16 protein-coding genes and 2 tRNA genes are annotated in these 16438 nt (G+C 71.0%); 7 read left to right on the top strand and 11 right to left on the bottom strand.

Annotated features, from left to right (window positions below; genetic code table 11):
* Nucleotides 1-12: 12 nt before the first annotated feature.
* Nucleotides 13-1686: a hypothetical protein gene (locus ACFVYF_RS22200; protein ID WP_389457756.1), complete on the top strand. Its 1674-nt coding sequence runs from the start codon at nt 13-15 to the stop codon at nt 1684-1686.
* A gap of 73 nt (nt 1687-1759) precedes the next feature.
* Here ACFVYF_RS22200 and ACFVYF_RS22205 read toward each other — a convergent pair whose 3' ends face one another.
* Nucleotides 1760-2320: an HIT family protein gene (locus ACFVYF_RS22205; RefSeq protein ID WP_389457758.1), complete on the bottom strand. Its 561-nt coding sequence runs from the start codon at nt 2318-2320 to the stop codon at nt 1760-1762.
* Nucleotides 2321-2432: 112 nt separating this feature from the next.
* On the opposite strand from ACFVYF_RS22205, the gene ACFVYF_RS22210 reads away from it, so the two are divergent.
* On the top strand, nt 2433-3107 hold the full coding sequence (locus tag ACFVYF_RS22210; RefSeq protein ID WP_389458033.1) for a potassium channel family protein: 675 nt from the start codon (nt 2433-2435) through the stop codon (nt 3105-3107).
* A 37-nt stretch (nt 3108-3144) separates the two neighbouring features.
* On the opposite strand, the gene thrS is transcribed toward ACFVYF_RS22210, so the two are convergent.
* The 3 genes from thrS to ACFVYF_RS22225 all read right to left on the bottom strand — a co-directional run bounded on the left by thrS (nt 3145) and on the right by ACFVYF_RS22225 (nt 7064).
* A complete protein-coding gene (gene thrS / locus ACFVYF_RS22215; RefSeq protein WP_389457760.1) occupies nt 3145-5124 on the bottom strand; it encodes a threonine--tRNA ligase in 1980 nt (659 codons plus the stop codon).
* A gap of 147 nt (nt 5125-5271) precedes the next feature.
* Nucleotides 5272-6501, bottom strand: a complete 1230-nt coding sequence (locus ACFVYF_RS22220; protein WP_389457761.1) for a hypothetical protein — start codon at nt 6499-6501, stop codon at nt 5272-5274.
* Entirely contained in the window at nt 6498-7064 is a 567-nt protein-coding gene (locus tag ACFVYF_RS22225; RefSeq protein ID WP_389457763.1) for a DUF4365 domain-containing protein, read from the bottom strand. The genes ACFVYF_RS22220 and ACFVYF_RS22225 overlap by 4 nt, the downstream gene beginning before the upstream one ends.
* A 170-nt stretch (nt 7065-7234) precedes the next feature.
* On the opposite strand from ACFVYF_RS22225, the gene ACFVYF_RS22230 reads away from it, so the two are divergent.
* Entirely contained in the window at nt 7235-7960 is a 726-nt protein-coding gene (locus tag ACFVYF_RS22230; RefSeq protein WP_389457765.1) for a 3'-5' exonuclease, read from the top strand.
* A 64-nt stretch (nt 7961-8024) separates the two neighbouring features.
* Here ACFVYF_RS22230 and ACFVYF_RS22235 read toward each other — a convergent pair.
* Nucleotides 8025-8096, bottom strand: a tRNA-Val gene (locus tag ACFVYF_RS22235).
* Between the two features lie 39 nt (nt 8097-8135).
* The gene (locus tag ACFVYF_RS22240; protein ID WP_389457766.1) at nt 8136-8582 is read right to left on the bottom strand and encodes an SRPBCC family protein; all 447 of its coding nucleotides are present in this window, start codon (nt 8580-8582) and stop codon (nt 8136-8138) included.
* A 120-nt stretch (nt 8583-8702) separates the two neighbouring features.
* On the opposite strand from ACFVYF_RS22240, the gene ACFVYF_RS22245 reads away from it, so the two are divergent.
* Nucleotides 8703-11162, top strand: coding sequence for an SCO7613 C-terminal domain-containing membrane protein (locus tag ACFVYF_RS22245; RefSeq protein WP_389457768.1), 2460 nt, complete (start codon nt 8703-8705; stop codon nt 11160-11162).
* Nucleotides 11163-12046: 884 nt separating this feature from the next.
* Here ACFVYF_RS22245 and ACFVYF_RS22250 read toward each other — a convergent pair.
* A tRNA-Val gene (locus ACFVYF_RS22250) sits at nt 12047-12121 on the bottom strand.
* An 83-nt stretch (nt 12122-12204) separates the two neighbouring features.
* Entirely contained in the window at nt 12205-12639 is a 435-nt protein-coding gene (locus tag ACFVYF_RS22255; RefSeq protein WP_389457770.1) for a TIGR02611 family protein, read from the bottom strand.
* Between the two features lie 191 nt (nt 12640-12830).
* Between ACFVYF_RS22255 and ACFVYF_RS22260 the strand changes: the two genes are divergently transcribed.
* Together ACFVYF_RS22260 and ACFVYF_RS22265 are read left to right on the top strand one after the other, a co-directional pair.
* Nucleotides 12831-13244, top strand: coding sequence for an SsgA family sporulation/cell division regulator (locus ACFVYF_RS22260; RefSeq protein WP_003959770.1), 414 nt, complete (start codon nt 12831-12833; stop codon nt 13242-13244).
* A gap of 253 nt (nt 13245-13497) precedes the next feature.
* Entirely contained in the window at nt 13498-14055 is a 558-nt protein-coding gene (locus ACFVYF_RS22265) for a CGNR zinc finger domain-containing protein (protein WP_389457772.1), read from the top strand.
* Nucleotides 14056-14099: 44 nt separating this feature from the next.
* Here ACFVYF_RS22265 and ACFVYF_RS22270 read toward each other — a convergent pair whose 3' ends face one another.
* Together ACFVYF_RS22270 and ACFVYF_RS22275 are read right to left on the bottom strand one after the other, a co-directional pair.
* Complete coding sequence (locus ACFVYF_RS22270; protein WP_010988207.1) at nt 14100-14252, bottom strand: hypothetical protein; 153 nt, start codon at nt 14250-14252, stop codon at nt 14100-14102.
* A gap of 160 nt (nt 14253-14412) precedes the next feature.
* Nucleotides 14413-14859 carry a hypothetical protein gene (locus ACFVYF_RS22275; RefSeq protein ID WP_389457774.1) on the bottom strand — a complete coding sequence of 149 codons (447 nt, stop codon included), beginning with the start codon at nt 14857-14859 and terminating at the stop codon, nt 14413-14415.
* A gap of 166 nt (nt 14860-15025) precedes the next feature.
* On the opposite strand from ACFVYF_RS22275, the gene ACFVYF_RS22280 reads away from it, so the two are divergent.
* Nucleotides 15026-15550, top strand: coding sequence for a DsbA family protein (locus ACFVYF_RS22280; protein WP_389457776.1), 525 nt, complete (start codon nt 15026-15028; stop codon nt 15548-15550).
* Between the two features lie 18 nt (nt 15551-15568).
* Here ACFVYF_RS22280 and ACFVYF_RS22285 read toward each other — a convergent pair whose 3' ends face one another.
* The gene (locus ACFVYF_RS22285; RefSeq protein ID WP_389457778.1) at nt 15569-16393 is read right to left on the bottom strand and encodes a GNAT family N-acetyltransferase; all 825 of its coding nucleotides are present in this window, start codon (nt 16391-16393) and stop codon (nt 15569-15571) included.
* Nucleotides 16394-16438 lie beyond the last annotated feature (45 nt).

Here is a 16438-nt window from a genome sequence, read left to right on the forward strand (position 1 = left end):
GGTGCGGCGGCGATGGGGGCGGCAGTGGCGAACGACGGATTCGATTTCAGCCCCGGGGCACAGGTGCCCCTGTCGGGCGCCGCGGGCCAGACGGCCGCCACCTACGCCCTGGCCTCCGCGGCCTACCGGGACAACGAGGTCGCGGAGATCCTCAAGACCAACAACGAATGGCACAAGTCCGAGGTCAGGCCCGGCCGCAGGTGGGCCTCCCTGTGGCGGCCCAATCTGGGCGAGGCCTTCGCCCGGTCCGTGCAGGACCGCATGCTGGGCGGTGACCGCAAGCCCCTCATCCAGTCGTTCGGCACGGAGCCGCAGGTCGTCGTCGAGCACTGCCTCGCCGCGAACAACATCCGCAGGGAGCGCGACAACTGGCTCACGGCCGTGATCGTGCTCTGCGGCCTGCTCTTCCTGCCCGGCCTCCTCGTCTGGCTGCTGGTCTTCCAGATCCGGTCGACGGTCACCAAGCTGGGCAGCAAGAGCACTCCCGCCCTCGCCACCGCCCTGCTCGTGGCGGTGGGCGCACTGGCCGTGCTGTTCCTGGTCAAGATGCCGTTCAGCGGCTTCTGGGGGCTGTACGCGCGCGCGACGGTCGTGATGCCCGTCGTCGGCTGGTTCTGGGCCAAGCAGATCTGCGAGCGCACGGCCAAGGACCTCCGGGACCGCTGGGACAGTCTGCTGGCCGGCGGGGGCGTCGGCGCCAAGATCCCCGAGGCCGTGCCGGGCAGCCCCGGCGAGAGTGCCGCCGAGCGGCTGCGCCAGGGCCTGGCCCGGCTCAGCGCCGAGCAGCAGTCCAACTCCGTCTTCTACGCCGGGCCCAAGGGCATACTCGGCATGGGCACCCGCTGGGGCAGCTGGCAGCTCGCCGAGGACCTGGTGGCGCGGGACGCGGGCAAGGAGATCCACCCCTTCCGCAGCTGGGACGTCATCCGGTCCATCCACGACCAGCTGCGCATGCTGGAGCGCGGCCCGCTCAACACGGGAGGCTTCCCGAAGCCCACCATCAAGCACTGGATCGTCACGCCCATCGGGGAGAACGCCAAGGCGGTCTCCCGTCCCCAGGGCACGGACGTGGACGCGTACCAGATCAGGACCCACGCGATACAGGACATCTGCAACAAGCAGCAGTTCGGCAGCGGCGACCGGCACTACCTCGGAGTGCAATGGACCCTCTGGGACGGCCAGTTGGTCATCACCATGCTGATCACCGTGACCGTGCTGCACGAGACGCTGCGCATCGAGGTCACCGGCCACGCCCTGGGCCCGGTGAACCCGCTCTTCACGACGAAGCCCGAGGCACCCACGAAGGAGGTCGCCAAGGCCGTCAAGTTCTGGGAGACCCGCAAGGTGAGCCTGCCGCTGGTCACCGCGGACGAGGTGGTACGCCTCACCGCGCGCGCCCCCTTCACCTGGTACCCGCCGTTCCTCAACTGGCTGGGCGGCTCGCTGGTGCTCCCCGAGCCGTTCGGGCTGCGGCACGCCTGGGCGGACCAGCCCTGGCGGCACCGCTTCATGGCCGACGACGCGCTGCGCGCCGCGACGCCCGTGCTGCGCGTGGTGCACGCGGCGGCGATCCGGGTCCTGGAGGAGAACGGCGTGGACACCGACAAGTTCGGCACCCGCTCGTCCTTCCTCAGCACCCAGGTCCAGGACCCGATGCCGAAGAAGGCGGACGTGTACGACGCGTAGGCCGCGCCCGGCTCTCCAAGGGACGCCGGAGCCGGGCCGTCGGAGCCAGGACGCCGGAGCCGGGCCGCCGGAGTCAGACGGTGGGCCAGGCCTCCGCCAGCATCTTCCGCGTGTCCGCGAGCAGCTGCGGCAGCACCTTGGTGTGGCCGACGACCGGCATGAAGTTCGTGTCCCCGCCCCAGCGCGGCACGATGTGCTGGTGCAGATGCGCGGCGATGCCCGCACCCGCCACGCTGCCCTGGTTCATGCCGATGTTGAAGCCGTGCGCCCCCGAGGCCGTCCGCAGCGCGGTCATCGCCTGCTTGGTGAGCTCGGCGAGTTCGGCGGTCTCCGGGTCCGTGAGGTCGGTGTAGTCCGCGACATGACGGTAGGGCACGACCATGAGGTGACCGCCGTTGTACGGGTAGAGGTTGAGCACCGCGTACACATGCTCTCCGCGGCGCACGACGAGGCCGTCCTCGTCGGACTTGGCCGGGATCGAGCAGAAGGGACAGCCGTCGTCGGCTCCCGGGCCGGTGGGCTTGTTCTCGCCCTGGATGTAGGCCATCCGATGGGGCGTCCACAAGCGCTGGAACGCGTCCCGCGTCCCCACTCCGATCTGCTGCTCCGGCTCACTCGTCATGAGGTGCAGCATATTGCTTCGCCCGTTCGCGGCGTGTCGGCGGGTACCGCACAAAAGGCCCTCCCGCCAAGCTGGGCCGATGGACGACGACGGCCGTACGGACCGCGGGGAACAGCGCACCGGGATGCCCCTCCCGGAGCAGCGCCCCCAGATGATGATCCGCTGGGAGCACCGCGCCGAGATCCCGCTCGCCCTGGCGTCCCTGCTCTATCTCGCCTCGTACGCGGTGCGGGTCCTCGGGCACGGTCTGCCCGCCATCTGGCGGGACACCTGCCTCGCGGTGACGCTGGCCGCCTGGGCGCTGTTCGCCGTGGACTACGCGGTGCGCTGGCGGCTGAGCGGGGAGGGCCCGGGATTCGTACGGACCCACTGGCTGGACACCGTGGTGCTCGCGCTGCCGCTGCTGCGTCCCGTGCGGATCGTCCGCGTCTACGAGGCCGTACAGCGGCACCACGGGGAGCCCACGCTCAGCCTGCACGCGCGCGTGATCACGTACGCGACGCTTTCGGTGACGCTGCTCGGCTTCGCCGGTGCCCTCGCCGTCTACCAGCAGGAGCACGCGGCGCCGCACGCGAGCATCCGGACCTTCGGGGACTCGGTGTGGTGGACGTGCTCGACGCTCGCGACGGTCGGCTACGGCGATGTCGCTCCGGTGACGCCGCTCGGGCGGATCATCGCGGTGGGTCTGATGGCCTGCGGTCTCGCGCTGCTGGGCGCGGTGACCGGTTCGTTCTCGTCCTGGCTGATCCAGGTGTTCTCCCGCGGCCGCGGGGACGAGGGAAGGCCCCCGGGAAGCTGAGCCTCCCGGGGGCCTTCCGTCACGTGCGCCGAGCCGTTCAGACCTGGGCGCGCTCCGCCACGACCTTCGCGATCTTGGCGATCGCCTCGTCGACGGGGATGCCGTTCTCCTGCGAGCCGTCGCGGTAGCGGAACGAGACGGCGCCGGCGGCCATGTCCTCGTCGCCCGCGATGACCATGAAGGGCACCTTCTGCTTCTGCGCGTTGCGGATCTTCTTCTGCATCCGGTCCGAGGACGAGTCGACCTCGACGCGCAGCCCCGCGGCCTTCGCCCGCTCGGCGAAGCCGGCGAGGTAGGGCACATGGGCGTCACCGATCGGGATGCCGATCGCCTGCACGGGCGCGAGCCACGCCGGGAAGGCGCCCGCGTAGTGCTCCAGGAGCACCGCGAAGAACCGCTCGATCGAGCCGAAGAGCGCCCGGTGGATCATGACCGGCTGCTGCTTGGAGCCGTCCGCCGCGGTGTACTCCAGGTTGAACCGCTTGGGCTGCTGGAAGTCGACCTGGATGGTGGACATCTGCCAGGAGCGGCCGATGGCGTCCTTGGCCTGGACGGAGATCTTCGGGCCGTAGTACGCGGCGCCGCCCGGGTCGGGAACCAGCGGGAGGCCCTGCTTCTCGGCCGCCTCGCGCAGCGCGTTGGTGGCCTCCTCCCACTCCGACTCCTCACCGATGAACTTCGGGGAGTCGTCGCGGGTGGACAGCTCCAGCTCGAAGTCGTTGAGGCCGTAGTCGCGCAGCAGGTCCAGCACGAAGGTGAGCAGGGAGTCCAGCTCGCTCGCCATCTGCTCCTTGGTGCAGTAGATGTGCGAGTCGTCCTGGGTGAAGCCGCGGGCCCGGGTGAGGCCGTGCACGACGCCCGACTTCTCGTAGCGGTACACCGTGCCGAACTCGAAGAGCCTGAGCGGCAGTTCGCGGTACGAGCGGCCACGCGCCTTGAAGATCAGGTTGTGCATGGGGCAGTTCATCGCCTTGAGGCGGTAGTTCTGCCCGTCGAACTCCAGCGGCGGGAACATCGCGTCCGCGTAGTTCGGCAGGTGTCCCGACGTCACGAAGAGCTGTTCCTTCGAGATGTGCGGGGTGTTGACGAACTCGTAGTCCGCGTCCTCGTGGCGCTTGCGCGAGTAGGTCTCCATCTCCCGGCGGACGATGCCGCCCTTGGGGTGGAAGACCGCGAGGCCCGAGCCCAGCTCCTCGGGGATCGAGAAGAGGTCCAGCTCGGCGCCGAGCTTGCGGTGGTCGCGCTTCTCGGCCTCGACCAGGAAGTCGAGGTACGCCTTCAGCTCGTCCTTGGACGGCCACGCGGTGCCGTAGATGCGCTGGAGCTGCGGGTTCTTCTCACTGCCCCGCCAGTACGCGGCGGCCGAGCGCATCAGCTTGAACGCCGGGATGTTCCGGGTGGTCGGCAGGTGGGGACCGCGGCAGAGGTCCTTCCAGCACAGCTCGCCGGTCTTGGCGTCGAGGTTGTCGTAGATCGTCAGCTCGCCGCTGCCGACCTCGGCGTCGGCACCCTCGGCGGCCTGCGCCGCGTTGCCCTTGAGACCGATGAGCTCCAGCTTGTACGGCTCGTCCGCGAGCTCTTCGCGGGCGGCGTCGTCGCTGGTGATCCGGCGCGAGAACCTCTGCCCGCGCTTCTGGATCTCCTGCATCTTCTTCTCGACGCGCTTGATGTCCTCGGGCGTGAACGGCTCGGCGACATCGAAGTCGTAGTAGAAGCCGTCCTTGACCGGCGGGCCGATGCCCAGCTTGGCCTCGGGGAAGAGCTCCTGCACGGCCTGCGCCATGACGTGCGCGGTCGAGTGGCGCAGGATGTTCAGACCGTCCTGGGAGGAGATCTCGACGGCCTCGACGGTCTCGCCGTCGCGCACCTCGTAGGCGAGGTCCTTGAGCTCTCCGGCCACCCGGGCCGCGACGATGGTGCGCTCACCGGCGAAGAGGTCGGCGGCCGTAGTGCCCGTCGTCACCACGCGCTCTTCCCGCTCGGAATCGCGTTGGATGATCACACGGACGTCTGACACCGGACTCTCCTGACTGAAGGGGGCTGCACAAGGGGGCTGCACACCCGCACAAGGCATGGCTTGAATGCCTTAGGGATCCTACCGAGCCGGGGGTGCCGTCCGCGAAACGGTTCCGGCCGGGCCCTCGGCGGACGGCCTCCGGACCGGTCAGTCCCCGGAACAGGCCTCCTCGAAGAAGGCCGCGATCTCGGCGGTCTCCTGGAGCGACTTCATCAGCCGGTCCCGCTCGGCCTCGTCGACCTGCACGGGTGCGACCCCGGAGGCGTCCGTGAGCCGCCGGAAGCCGCCCCGGCTCTCCAGGCGGCCGTGCACCCGCACCGGGAGCCCGACCAGATGGGCATGGCCCGCGATGCGGTAGGACTCCTCGTCGAGGGTCATCCGGACGTGCGGGACCTCGGCTCCGGCGATCACCCGCAGCCGTACGGCACCTTCACCGCGCGGCCCCGACCTGCGCATCCGTACGACGGCGCCGGTGAGACGCACGGGCACCGACGGCTCCTCGCGCAGATAGCGGGCGCCGGCCTCGCGCAGCACGGGCAGGTCACCGGGGGAGAACTCGACGGGCTCCGCGGGCGTCGCACACCCCTCGGGGACCCCTGCGCCGGGCGCCCACTCGACGGCGATACGGGCGCCCTCGGTGCCCCGCACGAGGGCCACCAGCGCCTCCATGAGTTCGTGGCTGACGCCGGCCTCGACAGCCGCGTCGAAGGCGTCCATACCGCCGGTGGCGCGCCGGTAGTCGATGGCCTCGCGGGCGGCGTACAGCGCCTGGTGCAGCCGGACTGCGACCGGCCGCCCCGGCGCGACGGGCACGAACGCGGTGAGCCGGCGTCCGTCGGGTGCGGCACCGACGAGCACGTTCTCCAGGGAGGCGACGGCGGGCCTGCGGTGCCGGGCGCCGTAGTAGCCCGCACGCGCGCGCGTGGCCAGTGCGCCCGCCAGCAGCATCTGCCGGGCGGCCGCGCGCAGCTGCTCCTCGACCGTCCAGGGGGCGGCGCCCACGGGCCCGGTCGGGACGTCCCGCCACCAGCGGATCTCGTCGCTGGGCACGGCGAGGCCGACCAGGATGTCGCGGGCCGACGGCGAGCCGCTGCGGGAGAGCGCGACGAGGGCCTCGCCGAGCAGGTCGTCGCTGTCCGGGAAGGCGCGGCTCTCCGGCACGAGCAGACTGGTGCCGCCGGCGCCGGGTCCCGGCGGGGTCCAGCGGCCGTACCGTCCCGGCGCTCCGCCGCGCCGCTGCCAGCCGTTGCGGTGCAGGAGCGCGCTGAGTACGGCCGGGTCCACCTGGCCGGGCTCGGGCGGCCCTTCGCTCCAGAACGCGTCGACAGGGTGCGGGCGCACCGGTCGCAGGGGTTCGTCGATCGGGCGGTGGGTCACGGTCTGCCTCCCGTCCCGACCCGCGTCATGATTTCGCAGAGCGCCCGGTCGTCGAAGATGCGCGAGGTCGGTATGCGGACGGTGGTCCTGCGCCGGCCGGTGACGGCATGGCCGGCGAGGTTGGTCCAGTAGCAGCAGTGCCGCAGGTCCAGCCGGTCGTGCCCGGCCCGCAGCCACTGGTCCTGCGACCGCGGGACGATCATCACGACCAGGATCTTGTGCACCGAGACCGGGGTGCGGGCCAGCTTCTCCAGGTGGGCGTTGTCGAGCGTGAAGGAGAAGGCGGGTCCCGGCGGGTTCGGCGGGAGCTGGTACGTGCACTTGAGCTGCACCTTGATGGTGACTTCGTCGTCGACCGTGTGCCCGGGGGCGCTGTGGCTGACGTGCCAGTCGATGCCGTTGTCCGGAAAGGGCTGCGACAGCGAGCACCCTGCGGCCGCCGCGACGGCGTGCAGATAGCCCACCTGCAGTGTCTCCATGCACGCGGTGGTGGCGAGTGAGCCGCGAGGGGGTGCCGCGCGCTGGGGCAGCAGCCCGCCCCGTTCGGGCTGCGCGATTGCCATGACTCCAACAGCCTTCCGAACCAGGTGAATCCCCGTGACGAGTCGCTGAACTGCAAAGACCCGTACCTCTGTTGTCTCCTCCCGGCGTACGGCGCAAACAGCCCGGGTATCACCAAACAGGCAGAAGACGGTGCGTCAGCTGCCGTGGGTGAACGAGGAGTTGTGGTCGTATGACGTGCTGGTACGAGGGCCCCTTGGCCGCGTTCGACACGGAGACAACGGGCGTGGACGTCGAGACCGACCGGATCGTGTCGGCCGCCGTCGTCGTCCAGGACGCCCCGGGGACCCGTCCACGGGTGTCCCGGTGGCTGGTCAACCCGGGAGTGCCGGTGCCCGCGGGGGCGACGGCGGTGCACGGGCTGACGGACGAGCATCTCCAGCGCAACGGCCGCTGGCCGTCGCCGGTGATGGACGAGATAGCCAGGGAGCTGGGCGATCAGGCGGCGGCGGGCCGTCCGCTCGTGGTGATGAACGCACCCTTCGATCTGACGCTCCTGGACCGGGAGTTGCGCCGCCATCGCGCGTCCTCACTGGACCGCTGGTTCGAGTCGAGGCCGCTGCACGTGCTCGACCCCCGGGTCCTGGACAAGCATCTGGACCGCTATCGCAAGGGCCGCCGCACGCTCACCGACCTGTGCGCGCACTACGAGGTGGAGCTGGAGGGTGCGCACGACGCCGCGGCCGACGCACAGGCCGCGCTGGATGTCGTACGAGCGGTGGGGCGCCGTTTCGCCTCCCGCCTGGAGCGGCTCTCGCCGGCCGAGCTGCACACCCTGCAGTCGGTGTGGCACGCGGCGCAGGCGCGCGGTCTGCAGGCGTGGTTCGCGCGCAGCGGCTCGGAGGAGTCGGTGGATCCGGCGTGGCCGCTGCGACCGGACCTGCAGGCGGCGGCCTGATCGCGCGAGGATGTTCGGGTATGCAAAAAGCCGGTCCGTCTGTGACGGACCGGCCTTCTCCGGGTGGGCGATACTGGGTTCGAACCAGTGACCTCTTCGGTGTGAACGAAGCGCTCTCCCACTGAGCTAATCGCCCGGGAACGCACTGAACCATACAGGTCTCCGCGGGTCTCGTTCAAACCGCTTCCAGGTATGTCCTCAGGCCGCGCTGCCCGGCCCGCATCATCAGCGAGTGATTGGCGCGGAAGACCGGGCGCCCCGGGACGGCCAGCCGCCGCAGCAGGGGTTTGCGGACCTCGGCCTCCTGGTCGTAGCGAGCCCGGGTGCCCGGCCCGTCGGCGGTGAGGGTCCAGCGCGCCCAGCCCTCGATGTCACCGGTCATCGCGATCTCCAGGATCCCGGCCGCCGGGTCGCGCCGCACCTCCCGGGCGGTGAACACCATGTCGTAGGGCAGCAGCGAGCGGATACGGAGGGTGCCGGTGTGCTCGTCGATCTGGTTCGCCTCACGGACCTGGGGCCACCAGCGCGGGTAGTCCTCCGCCTGTTCGAGGGCGGCGTAGACAGCGGCGGGCGGTGCGGGCAGGGCCCACAGGCTGCGGAAACGGTAATGACACCAGTCCATGTGCCGAGTGTGCCCGCACGAAAACGGTCCATGTGCCGAGGCGGTCCCCAGCGGATCTGAGTACGGCGTGAGTACGCGCACTCATGCCGGAGAAGGTGACGGGGACCACACTCCGGAGGTATGACCCACATCCCGTCCCCGGCCGAGGAGTTGCGGCTGCTCGACGCCGAGCTGCGGCAACTCGACGCACGCCGGTCCCAGTTGCTGGCCCGCCGCGCCTGGCTGGTCGGCGTACTCCAGTCGATGGCCGCACCGGCACCCCGCACGGCGGCGGCATCCGCGAGCCGCCCCGCCCCCGCGCTCGGTGCCACGCCGACGCGGCCGCCCGAGGCCACCGCTCCCGGTGTCCAGAACGTGCTTCTGCTGCTCGGCGGCACCTTGCTCACCATCGCCGCCGTCGCGTTCACGCTGGTCAGCTGGGGGCAGATGGGGATCGCCGGGCGGGCGCTGGTGCTGGGCGCGGTGACGCTGGCCACGCTGAGCGCGCCGGTGTGGCTGCTGCGCCGGGGACTGCGATCGACCGCCGAGTCGCTGGCGGGCCTCGGGCTCGCGCTCACCGTGCTCGACACGTATGCCCTGTACGAGGTCGCGCTCCCGGACGTGAGCGGGGTCAGGTACGCGGCTGTCACGTCGGCGGCGCTGGCCGCGCTGTGGGCGGGCTACGGACTCGCGCTCGGCGCCCTGCACCGGCCGGCCGGACCGGCGGAGGCCGACGACCCGGACCGTCGTCTCCCGTTGCGCCTGCCCCTGCCCACCGCCATGGCCACGGCCCAACTCCCGCTGCTGCTCTGGGCCGTCGCGGCCGGTGCGGGCCCCCACATGATCACGGCGGCACTGCTGGCCACGGCCGCGCTCGACGCGGCGGTGGCGCTCCGGGCGCCCGTACGGTCCGTACGCATTGTCGCGGCCGTCGGCGCGTACGGCATGGGCGGCGGGGGCACCTTGGCGGCCGGCTGGCTCTCGTTGGAGGCAACCGGCCCGAGCGCCGCTGCCCGTGCGGCGGCGCTCCTCCTCCTCGCCGCGGCGATCGCCCTGGCGGCGGCCTGGCGGGCACCGAATCCGGGCACCGCCACGGGCGTCGCACTGGCCGGCGGACTGGTCACGGTCGCCGGACTCGGCGGCATCCCGCGCCCGGCACTGCCCGGCGCCTGGACGGTTCCGGCCTATCTGGTCTGCGCGATCGCACTCCTGGCCGTCATACGGACCCGGCTGCCCGAAGCCCTACGGCGGGGCCTTGCGTGGGCCTCCGGCATCGTGCAGGCCCTCGCCGTGGTGTCGACGCTGCCGGTGGTCGCCCTCACGTTGCTGGGCCCGGCCGGCCGGGCGGAGCACGTCTGGTCCGGGACCCCGGCGACCGCCCGCGACGCGGTCGGCATGGACGGTTTCCCCTGGCCACCCGGCACGTCCACGGCACCGCTCGTGCTCGCGCTGGTCGCCGGTGTACTGGCGGCGGCGGTCCGCGTACCGGAACGGCGTCCGCAGGCGCTGACCTGTGCGCTGACGCTGACCTGTGCGGCAGCGCTCGCCCTCCCGGCCGCCCTCGAACTGCCTTACGGAGCCGCCCTGTTGATGCAGGGAATCCTGATCCTGGCAGCGCTGGCGTACGCCTCCTCGACCCGCGGTCCGGCGGCCACGCGCTCCGCCGCTCTTCTCTCCGCCCTCGTCACCTCCGTGAGCCTCGCGTTCCTCTCGCTGGCTTCCGAGGGCGCGACCCTGACCGTCCTCGCCGCGCTGACCGCACTGTTCGCGGCCGCCGCCCTGCGAGCGCACCTCGGCACCTTCGTCCTTCCCGCCGCCCTGGTCCACGCCACCGCCCTCGCCTGCGCCGTAGGGGCCTTCCTCGACTGGCAGCCGCAGCAGATCGCGCTGCTCGTGCTCGTGGTGCCGGCCGGTGCGGCCCTTCTCGCGGCCCGGCTCGGCGGCTCGTCCGCGGTCGTGTCCGTGGAGGCCGCCGGAGCCGCTGCCTCACTGCTCGCCGTCGGTCTCGCGGTCACCACTCCCCCGATGCTGGCCCTGGTCCTGGCGCTCTGCGGTGTCATCGCGGCGGGCACGGCCGTGCGCGAGGACCGGCGTCCCGTCGGCTACGCGGCCACCGCCCTGTTCCTGCTGGCCACCTGGGTCAGGCTGGCGTCCTGGGAGGTCGCCTCCCCGGAGGCGTACGCCCTTCCGGTGGCCGTACCCGCGCTGGTCGTGGGCCTGCTGAGGCACCGCAGGGACAAGCAGGCCTCGTCGTGGACGGCGTACGGACCGGGGCTCTCCGTCGCACTCGTGCCGAGCCTCGTCGCCGCCTGGGGCGACGCACACTGGCCACGACCGCTGCTGCTCGGCGCGGCGGCACTGCTCATCACCCTCGTCGGCGCCCGGCACCGGCTGCAGGCCCCGCTCGTCCTCGGCGGCACGGTGCTCGCGCTCGACGCACTGCACGAACTCGCCCCGTACCTCGTCCAGGTGGTCGACGCGATCCCCCGCTGGGCACCTCCCGCACTCGCCGGACTGGTGCTGCTGGCCCTGGGAGCGACGTACGAACAGCGCATCCGGGACGCGCGACGGGTACGGGAGGTGCTGGGGAGGATGCGCTAGCGCCACGGCATTTCCGCCCCCTGCTCGGCGAGGGCTCGGCGTTTACTCAAGGCCCAGATTTCCCGCGTCCATCAAGGACGTGAGGCGGGACTTGAGTCCGGGCCGCCCCCTCCTGACGAATAGCCACAGAAAGCGGCACCCTTACGGAATATGTCCGACGGATTTCCCATTGCGACCTGCCTCTGGAACTTCTTCCGAAAGGCCCGCGCAATCTGAGAGTCCGTCTGCGCCCTTGGTCTTCGGGCACTTTCACGCGGGGCCCGACGGAGCGGTTCGATCCGCTTGCCCGCCCGCCGACACCTCCCGGCCGTGACTCACCGTCACAACCCGGTGCCCCGCGATCGCTTCAGGAATCATTGCGAGAGAAAGCGCCGGCCGACACAAGACACGGAGGCCTTCCGGGCACATCAACAATTCGGACAGAAGCCAATGTGCCACGGTATGCCCGCGCGACGAAGCAAAAAGCTGGGCGTCGCGACCCCAGGCCCGCGACCTCGCAGGTCCAGCACCTGCGACCGACGGGCCGAACGGGAGACGACCCAATGCGCAGGACGCCCCCTCGGGGGGCCGAAAAACATGGCCACATCGGGGCGTTGACCCTTTTGCGGAGGGAGTGAGTGATTCCGATAGAACACAGAGTGAATGACGGAGGCCGCCGACTGGCAGCGGAGGTGGGCTCTTTGGCCCTCGATTCAGCCCCGGCCCCCATCCCCCGGAGCAGCACACGGAGGCCCCGAGGCACCCCAACTCCGCTCGCTGCGAAGGTAGCGGCACCCTCAGGGGTCCCGGGTGGCGAAGCTCCCGCACCGCGCGGCGCAGCCGCGCAAGAACGACGAAGGCGGCCCTTGTCCACGCATTCCGTGGACAAGGGCCGCCAATCGCATTGGTGGGCGATACTGGGTTCGAACCAGTGACCTCTTCGGTGTGAACGAAGCGCTCTCCCGCTGAGCTAATCGCCCGGGCGCAGGGAGAACATTACCCCATGTCAGGGGGTGGCTCCGACCGGCCGAGGGGCCCCGGCAGGGTCATCCGGAAGGCCGCGTCACTCCTTGATGTTCCAGGGCATCTCGACGCCGAACTTCCAGACATAGACGCCGACGAGAACCGCGATGATCACGAGTCCCACGGTCGTCAGGATGATGTTGCGCCGGCGCACCTGGGGGTCGAGGGCGCGCTGCGTCGCCTCGGTCACCTTGCGTTTCGTCCAGCGCAGGACCAGCTGTGCCCAGACGAACTCCGTCGCCCAGATCGCCATGCCGCCGAAGATCACCAGCCAGCCCGGACCGGGCAGCGGGAGCATGACCACGCCCGCGGCGACGACCGCGAGCCCGACGACGAAAACCCCCACCTGCCAGCTCATGTGCAGGGCCCGCCGGGCCTTGATGAATTCCGGCGCCCGCGAACCGAGCGGACGCTCGTCCTTCGTTTCGTCAGCAGCCACGGCGACCTCGCCCGGCTCGTCACTCCCCGTATTCATACGGCCAAACCCTACCCGAGAGAAACCGGTCACCGGAATGGCCGTACCTCGCGAACGTACTCTCGGCCGGATGAGCTACCTAAAGACACGCAAAACACTCAGAGGGGTTTACAACGGCACCGTAGGTGGCATGTCGATTTCGCCGACGTGCGAATCCCCGAGCGCACACTGAGCGAAAGGCCCTGGCGCTTATGAACACCACGGTCAGCTGCGAGCTGCACCTGCGCCTCGTTGTGTCGAGCGAGTCCTCACTGCCTGTACCCGCAGGACTGCGGTATGACACGGCCGATCCCTACGCCGTGCACGCCACCTTCCACACCGGAGCCGAGGAAACCGTCGAGTGGGTGTTCGCCCGCGACCTCCTCGCCGAGGGCCTGCACCGGCCCACCGGTACCGGCGACGTCCGAGTCTGGCCGTCCCGGAGTCACGGTCAGGGCGTCGTCTGCATCGCCCTCAGCTCCCCGGAGGGGGAAGCCCTTCTGGAGGCCCCGGCACGGGCCCTGGAGTCGTTCCTGAAGCGAACAGACGCCGCTGTGCCCCCCGGCACGGAACACCGCCACTTCGATCTCGACACGGAGCTCTCACACATCCTGGCCGAGAGTTAGCGAGACACCACAGAGCCGCCCGGCGCCGTCCACTCGGGGAGACGGCTCGGGCTCAGACAACTGCATATGGCACACACACCGGCGCCGTCGCCGCGGGATTTCCGCGGTGGCGGCGCCGGTGTGCGCCCTGAGGCGTCTCGGCCGTCACGGGTGTGTGCCGGGCGCGGCCCGAGCCCGTCCCCGGCATCCCCGAGCCGCTAGGCTCGGCCAGCACCGGCGGGCGCCGCCCGACTTTCACGCCAGGGAGCGAAACGTGCTGATCACCCACGACACCCGGTGCGCGCTCGACACCGTGGTCGATCTGGTGAACACCGCACCGGAGGACGACACGGCGGACGGTCTCCAGGACGTCCCCGCTCTCACTCATTTCGTGCGAAATCACGAGATGAGCGATGTGGGGGTGCTGTCGGAGCACGACCTCGCGGCAGTACTGGAGGTCCGCGGCCGGTTCGCGGCGATCTTCGCGGCCGACGACGCACGGAGTGCGGCGGCAGTGATCAACGAGCTGGTAGCCGCGGCGGGGACCACGCCCCGGCTCACCGACCACGACGGCTACGACTGGCACGTGCACTACTTCGCGCCCGGCGCCTCCGTCGCCGACCACCTCGCGGCCGACTGCGGGATGGCGCTGGCCTTCTTCGTGGTCGCCGGCGAACAGGACCGGCTGCGGCGCTGCGAGGCCCCGGACTGCCGGCGCGCCTTCGTCGATCTCTCCCGTAACCGCTCCCGGCGCTACTGCGACAGCCGGACCTGCGGAAACCGCCTGCATGTGGCGGCCTACCGGGCCCGGCGCAAGGAAGCGGCAAGCTGAAGACGGAGCCCGCAACGGGTGGCGCCAGGGGCTCCGTGTACGGCTCAGAGCAGCAGCAGATCGTGCAGCGAAGCCATGAGCAGCAGACAGCCGATCACCGCAAGGAAGATCATCAGCGGTGGCTGGGAAAGTGCGAAGAGACAACCACGTCGCTCCTCGGGAGGGGCGGCGGTGTCGCTCTGTGTTGTGTCCAGCATCTCGCCGCGATGATGGCGCACCGGGCACCCCGCAGGCGATCAACACGCGCACATTGACAGGGAGTTCGTCATTGCCGGTGAGAGCAGGCGACGGACTTGATCACTTCGCGGGCCCACTTGATCACTTACGGCCGCGCCCAGCCCCGGGCGCTGCGGACCGTCATATCCCGTGCTTCTTGAGGATGGCCTCGATGTCGCTGAAGTCCTCGGAAGAGCCGTTGGCGCGGGGAGCCGGCGCCGGCCGGGCGGCGGGACGCGTGCTCTGGCCCAGTGAGGGCGCCGAAGCGGCCGGGGCCACGGCCTCGCGCCCAGCGGCGGCCCTGGCCTCTTTCCGCTCCTTGCGCGTACCGCCCCGACGTCGCTCGACGGCTCGGGTGGTCAGGAACAGCAGCCACGCACCGCCGAGCACGACGAAACCGGCCCACGCGGTCGGGCTGAAGGCGGTGTCCGCGGCCCAGCCCACGACTCCGGTCATCACCAGGCCGACGGGAACCAGCGAATAGGCGGCGATACGCACCGCGCTCAGGAAGCGCTTGCGATACGCCGTCACCGCGGCGATGCCCAGCCCGGCGGCGGAGACGGCGGAACAGACGGTCTCGGCAATCATCCGGTCCTCCAGGCAGGGCTCGGTCGGGCGCTTCGTCCCTTCCATCCTGCACCGCCCGGTGCCCGGTATGCCATGCTCCGGGCGGACCTCAGGGACATCTCGGGGTCCGGCGTCCTCCCCAGGTCCCGGTTGGGCCGCCGCTGCCGGGGCTGGAAGACTGTGGACCATGAGCGACTCCCCCTCCGCACACCCCTCCGCCCCCGTCCTGGACGTCTGGTGCGAACTGCAGTGCCCCGACTGCCGCGGCGCCCTTGACGACCTGCGGGCCCTGCGCGCCCGCTACGGCGACCGGCTGGAGCTGCGGCTGCGGCACTTCCCGCTGGAGAAGCACCGGCACGCCTTCGCCGCCGCGCAGGCCGCCGAGGAGGCGGCGGAGCAGGGCAAGGCGTGGCCGTACGTGGAGGCGGTGCTCGGCAGCGTCGAGCGCCTCGACCGTGAGGGGGAACCCTTCCTGGTCGAGGTGGCTCGCGAACTGGGCCTGGACGCCGAGGAGTTCGACACCGCCCTGATCGACGGCCGGCACATCCTCATCGTCGACGCCGACCAGGCCGAGGGCAAGGCCATCGGCGTCACCGGCACGCCGACGTACGTGATCGGCGGCGAGCGCCTCGACGGCGGCAAGAGCCAGGAAGGGCTGCGCGAGCGCATCGAGGAGATCGCCGACCGGCTGCTGTCCGAGCGGGAGTCCTGACCCGGCACCGGACAGGACCTAGAGCAGGTTCTTGTACAGGTGGTGGAGTGTCGTCTCGTAGCCGAGCGTCTCGTAGAGCCGCTCGGCCGGGGTGTTGCCCGCGAAGACGTTGAGGCCGATGGCGCGCTTGCCGGCAGCCACCGCCTGCTCCTCGGCCAGCAGCATCAGCGTACGGCCGTGCCCCCTGCCCCGATGGGCGGCGTCGGCCTCGACTTCGAAGACGAAAGCGCGCTCGTCCTGCAGGGCGAGCCAGAGGGTGCCGACCGGCGTTCCCTCGTGCTCCAGCACGCTGAACAGCATGTTCTCGGTGTCGATCCCGCGCGGCAGCAGCTGGTCGTGGTCCCGCTGCGACTTCGCGTGCGCCTCGTCCTCGGGCACGCCGCGCTCGATCCACGTCCGGGCATAGCTCTCCCTGCCCCGCGCTTCCCAAGGGCCGTACTCCGCCTCGGTCATGGGGCGGCCCCGGCTTCCCGCGGACAGCTGCGGCGCGGTGGTGCCGAGCGGCTTCTCCATGGCGCGGTTGCGGGGGACGTAACCGAGCGCCCGGGTCAGTCTGAGCGCGGCCTCGGCGTCGGCGGGAACCGACACCTCGATCCGTCCGCACCCCCAGCCGCGCACCACTTCCTCGGCGGCGAGCGCGGCCACCGTCCCGCGGCCGCGCCCCCGGTCCGCGTCCTCGATGCGCAGGTCCTCCAGCCGGGCGACGGCCGGGCCGAAGACGGGGTGCGTACTGAGGCTTATCGCGCCGACGGGACGGCTGTTCACACACACCTGGTAGTGGCGCGAACGCGTTCCGTCGGTGTGGTGCTGAAGCGGCTCGGTCGGCCGCAGGGTCGTGGTCATCAGGGGTGTTGTACCCGCCCGACGACCCGACGTCATCCGGATTTC

The organism is Streptomyces sp. NPDC058274, from assembly GCF_042881375.1.
Taxonomy (GTDB): Bacteria; Actinomycetota; Actinomycetes; order Streptomycetales; family Streptomycetaceae; genus Streptomyces.

What these genes read in the sequence shown, in the direction of transcription:
- ACFVYF_RS22200 (WP_389457756.1), top strand. Translation starts at nt 13, where the DNA reads ATGGGGGCGGCAGTGGCGAACGACGGATTCGATTTCAGCCCCGGGGCA.
- ACFVYF_RS22205 (WP_389457758.1), bottom strand. Translation starts at nt 2,320, where the DNA reads ATGCTGCACCTCATGACGAGTGAGCCGGAGCAGCAGATCGGAGTGGGG.
- ACFVYF_RS22210 (WP_389458033.1), top strand. Translation starts at nt 2,433, where the DNA reads ATGCCCCTCCCGGAGCAGCGCCCCCAGATGATGATCCGCTGGGAGCAC.
- ACFVYF_RS22225 (WP_389457763.1), bottom strand. Translation starts at nt 7,064, where the DNA reads ATGGCAATCGCGCAGCCCGAACGGGGCGGGCTGCTGCCCCAGCGCGCG.
- ACFVYF_RS22230 (WP_389457765.1), top strand. Translation starts at nt 7,235, where the DNA reads ATGACGTGCTGGTACGAGGGCCCCTTGGCCGCGTTCGACACGGAGACA.
- ACFVYF_RS22240 (WP_389457766.1), bottom strand. Translation starts at nt 8,582, where the DNA reads ATGGACTGGTGTCATTACCGTTTCCGCAGCCTGTGGGCCCTGCCCGCA.
- ACFVYF_RS22245 (WP_389457768.1), top strand. Translation starts at nt 8,703, where the DNA reads ATGACCCACATCCCGTCCCCGGCCGAGGAGTTGCGGCTGCTCGACGCC.
- ACFVYF_RS22255 (WP_389457770.1), bottom strand. Translation starts at nt 12,639, where the DNA reads ATGAATACGGGGAGTGACGAGCCGGGCGAGGTCGCCGTGGCTGCTGAC.
- ACFVYF_RS22260 (WP_003959770.1), top strand. Translation starts at nt 12,831, where the DNA reads ATGAACACCACGGTCAGCTGCGAGCTGCACCTGCGCCTCGTTGTGTCG.
- ACFVYF_RS22270 (WP_010988207.1), bottom strand. Translation starts at nt 14,252, where the DNA reads ATGCTGGACACAACACAGAGCGACACCGCCGCCCCTCCCGAGGAGCGA.
- ACFVYF_RS22275 (WP_389457774.1), bottom strand. Translation starts at nt 14,859, where the DNA reads ATGATTGCCGAGACCGTCTGTTCCGCCGTCTCCGCCGCCGGGCTGGGC.
- ACFVYF_RS22280 (WP_389457776.1), top strand. Translation starts at nt 15,026, where the DNA reads ATGAGCGACTCCCCCTCCGCACACCCCTCCGCCCCCGTCCTGGACGTC.
- ACFVYF_RS22285 (WP_389457778.1), bottom strand. Translation starts at nt 16,393, where the DNA reads ATGACCACGACCCTGCGGCCGACCGAGCCGCTTCAGCACCACACCGAC.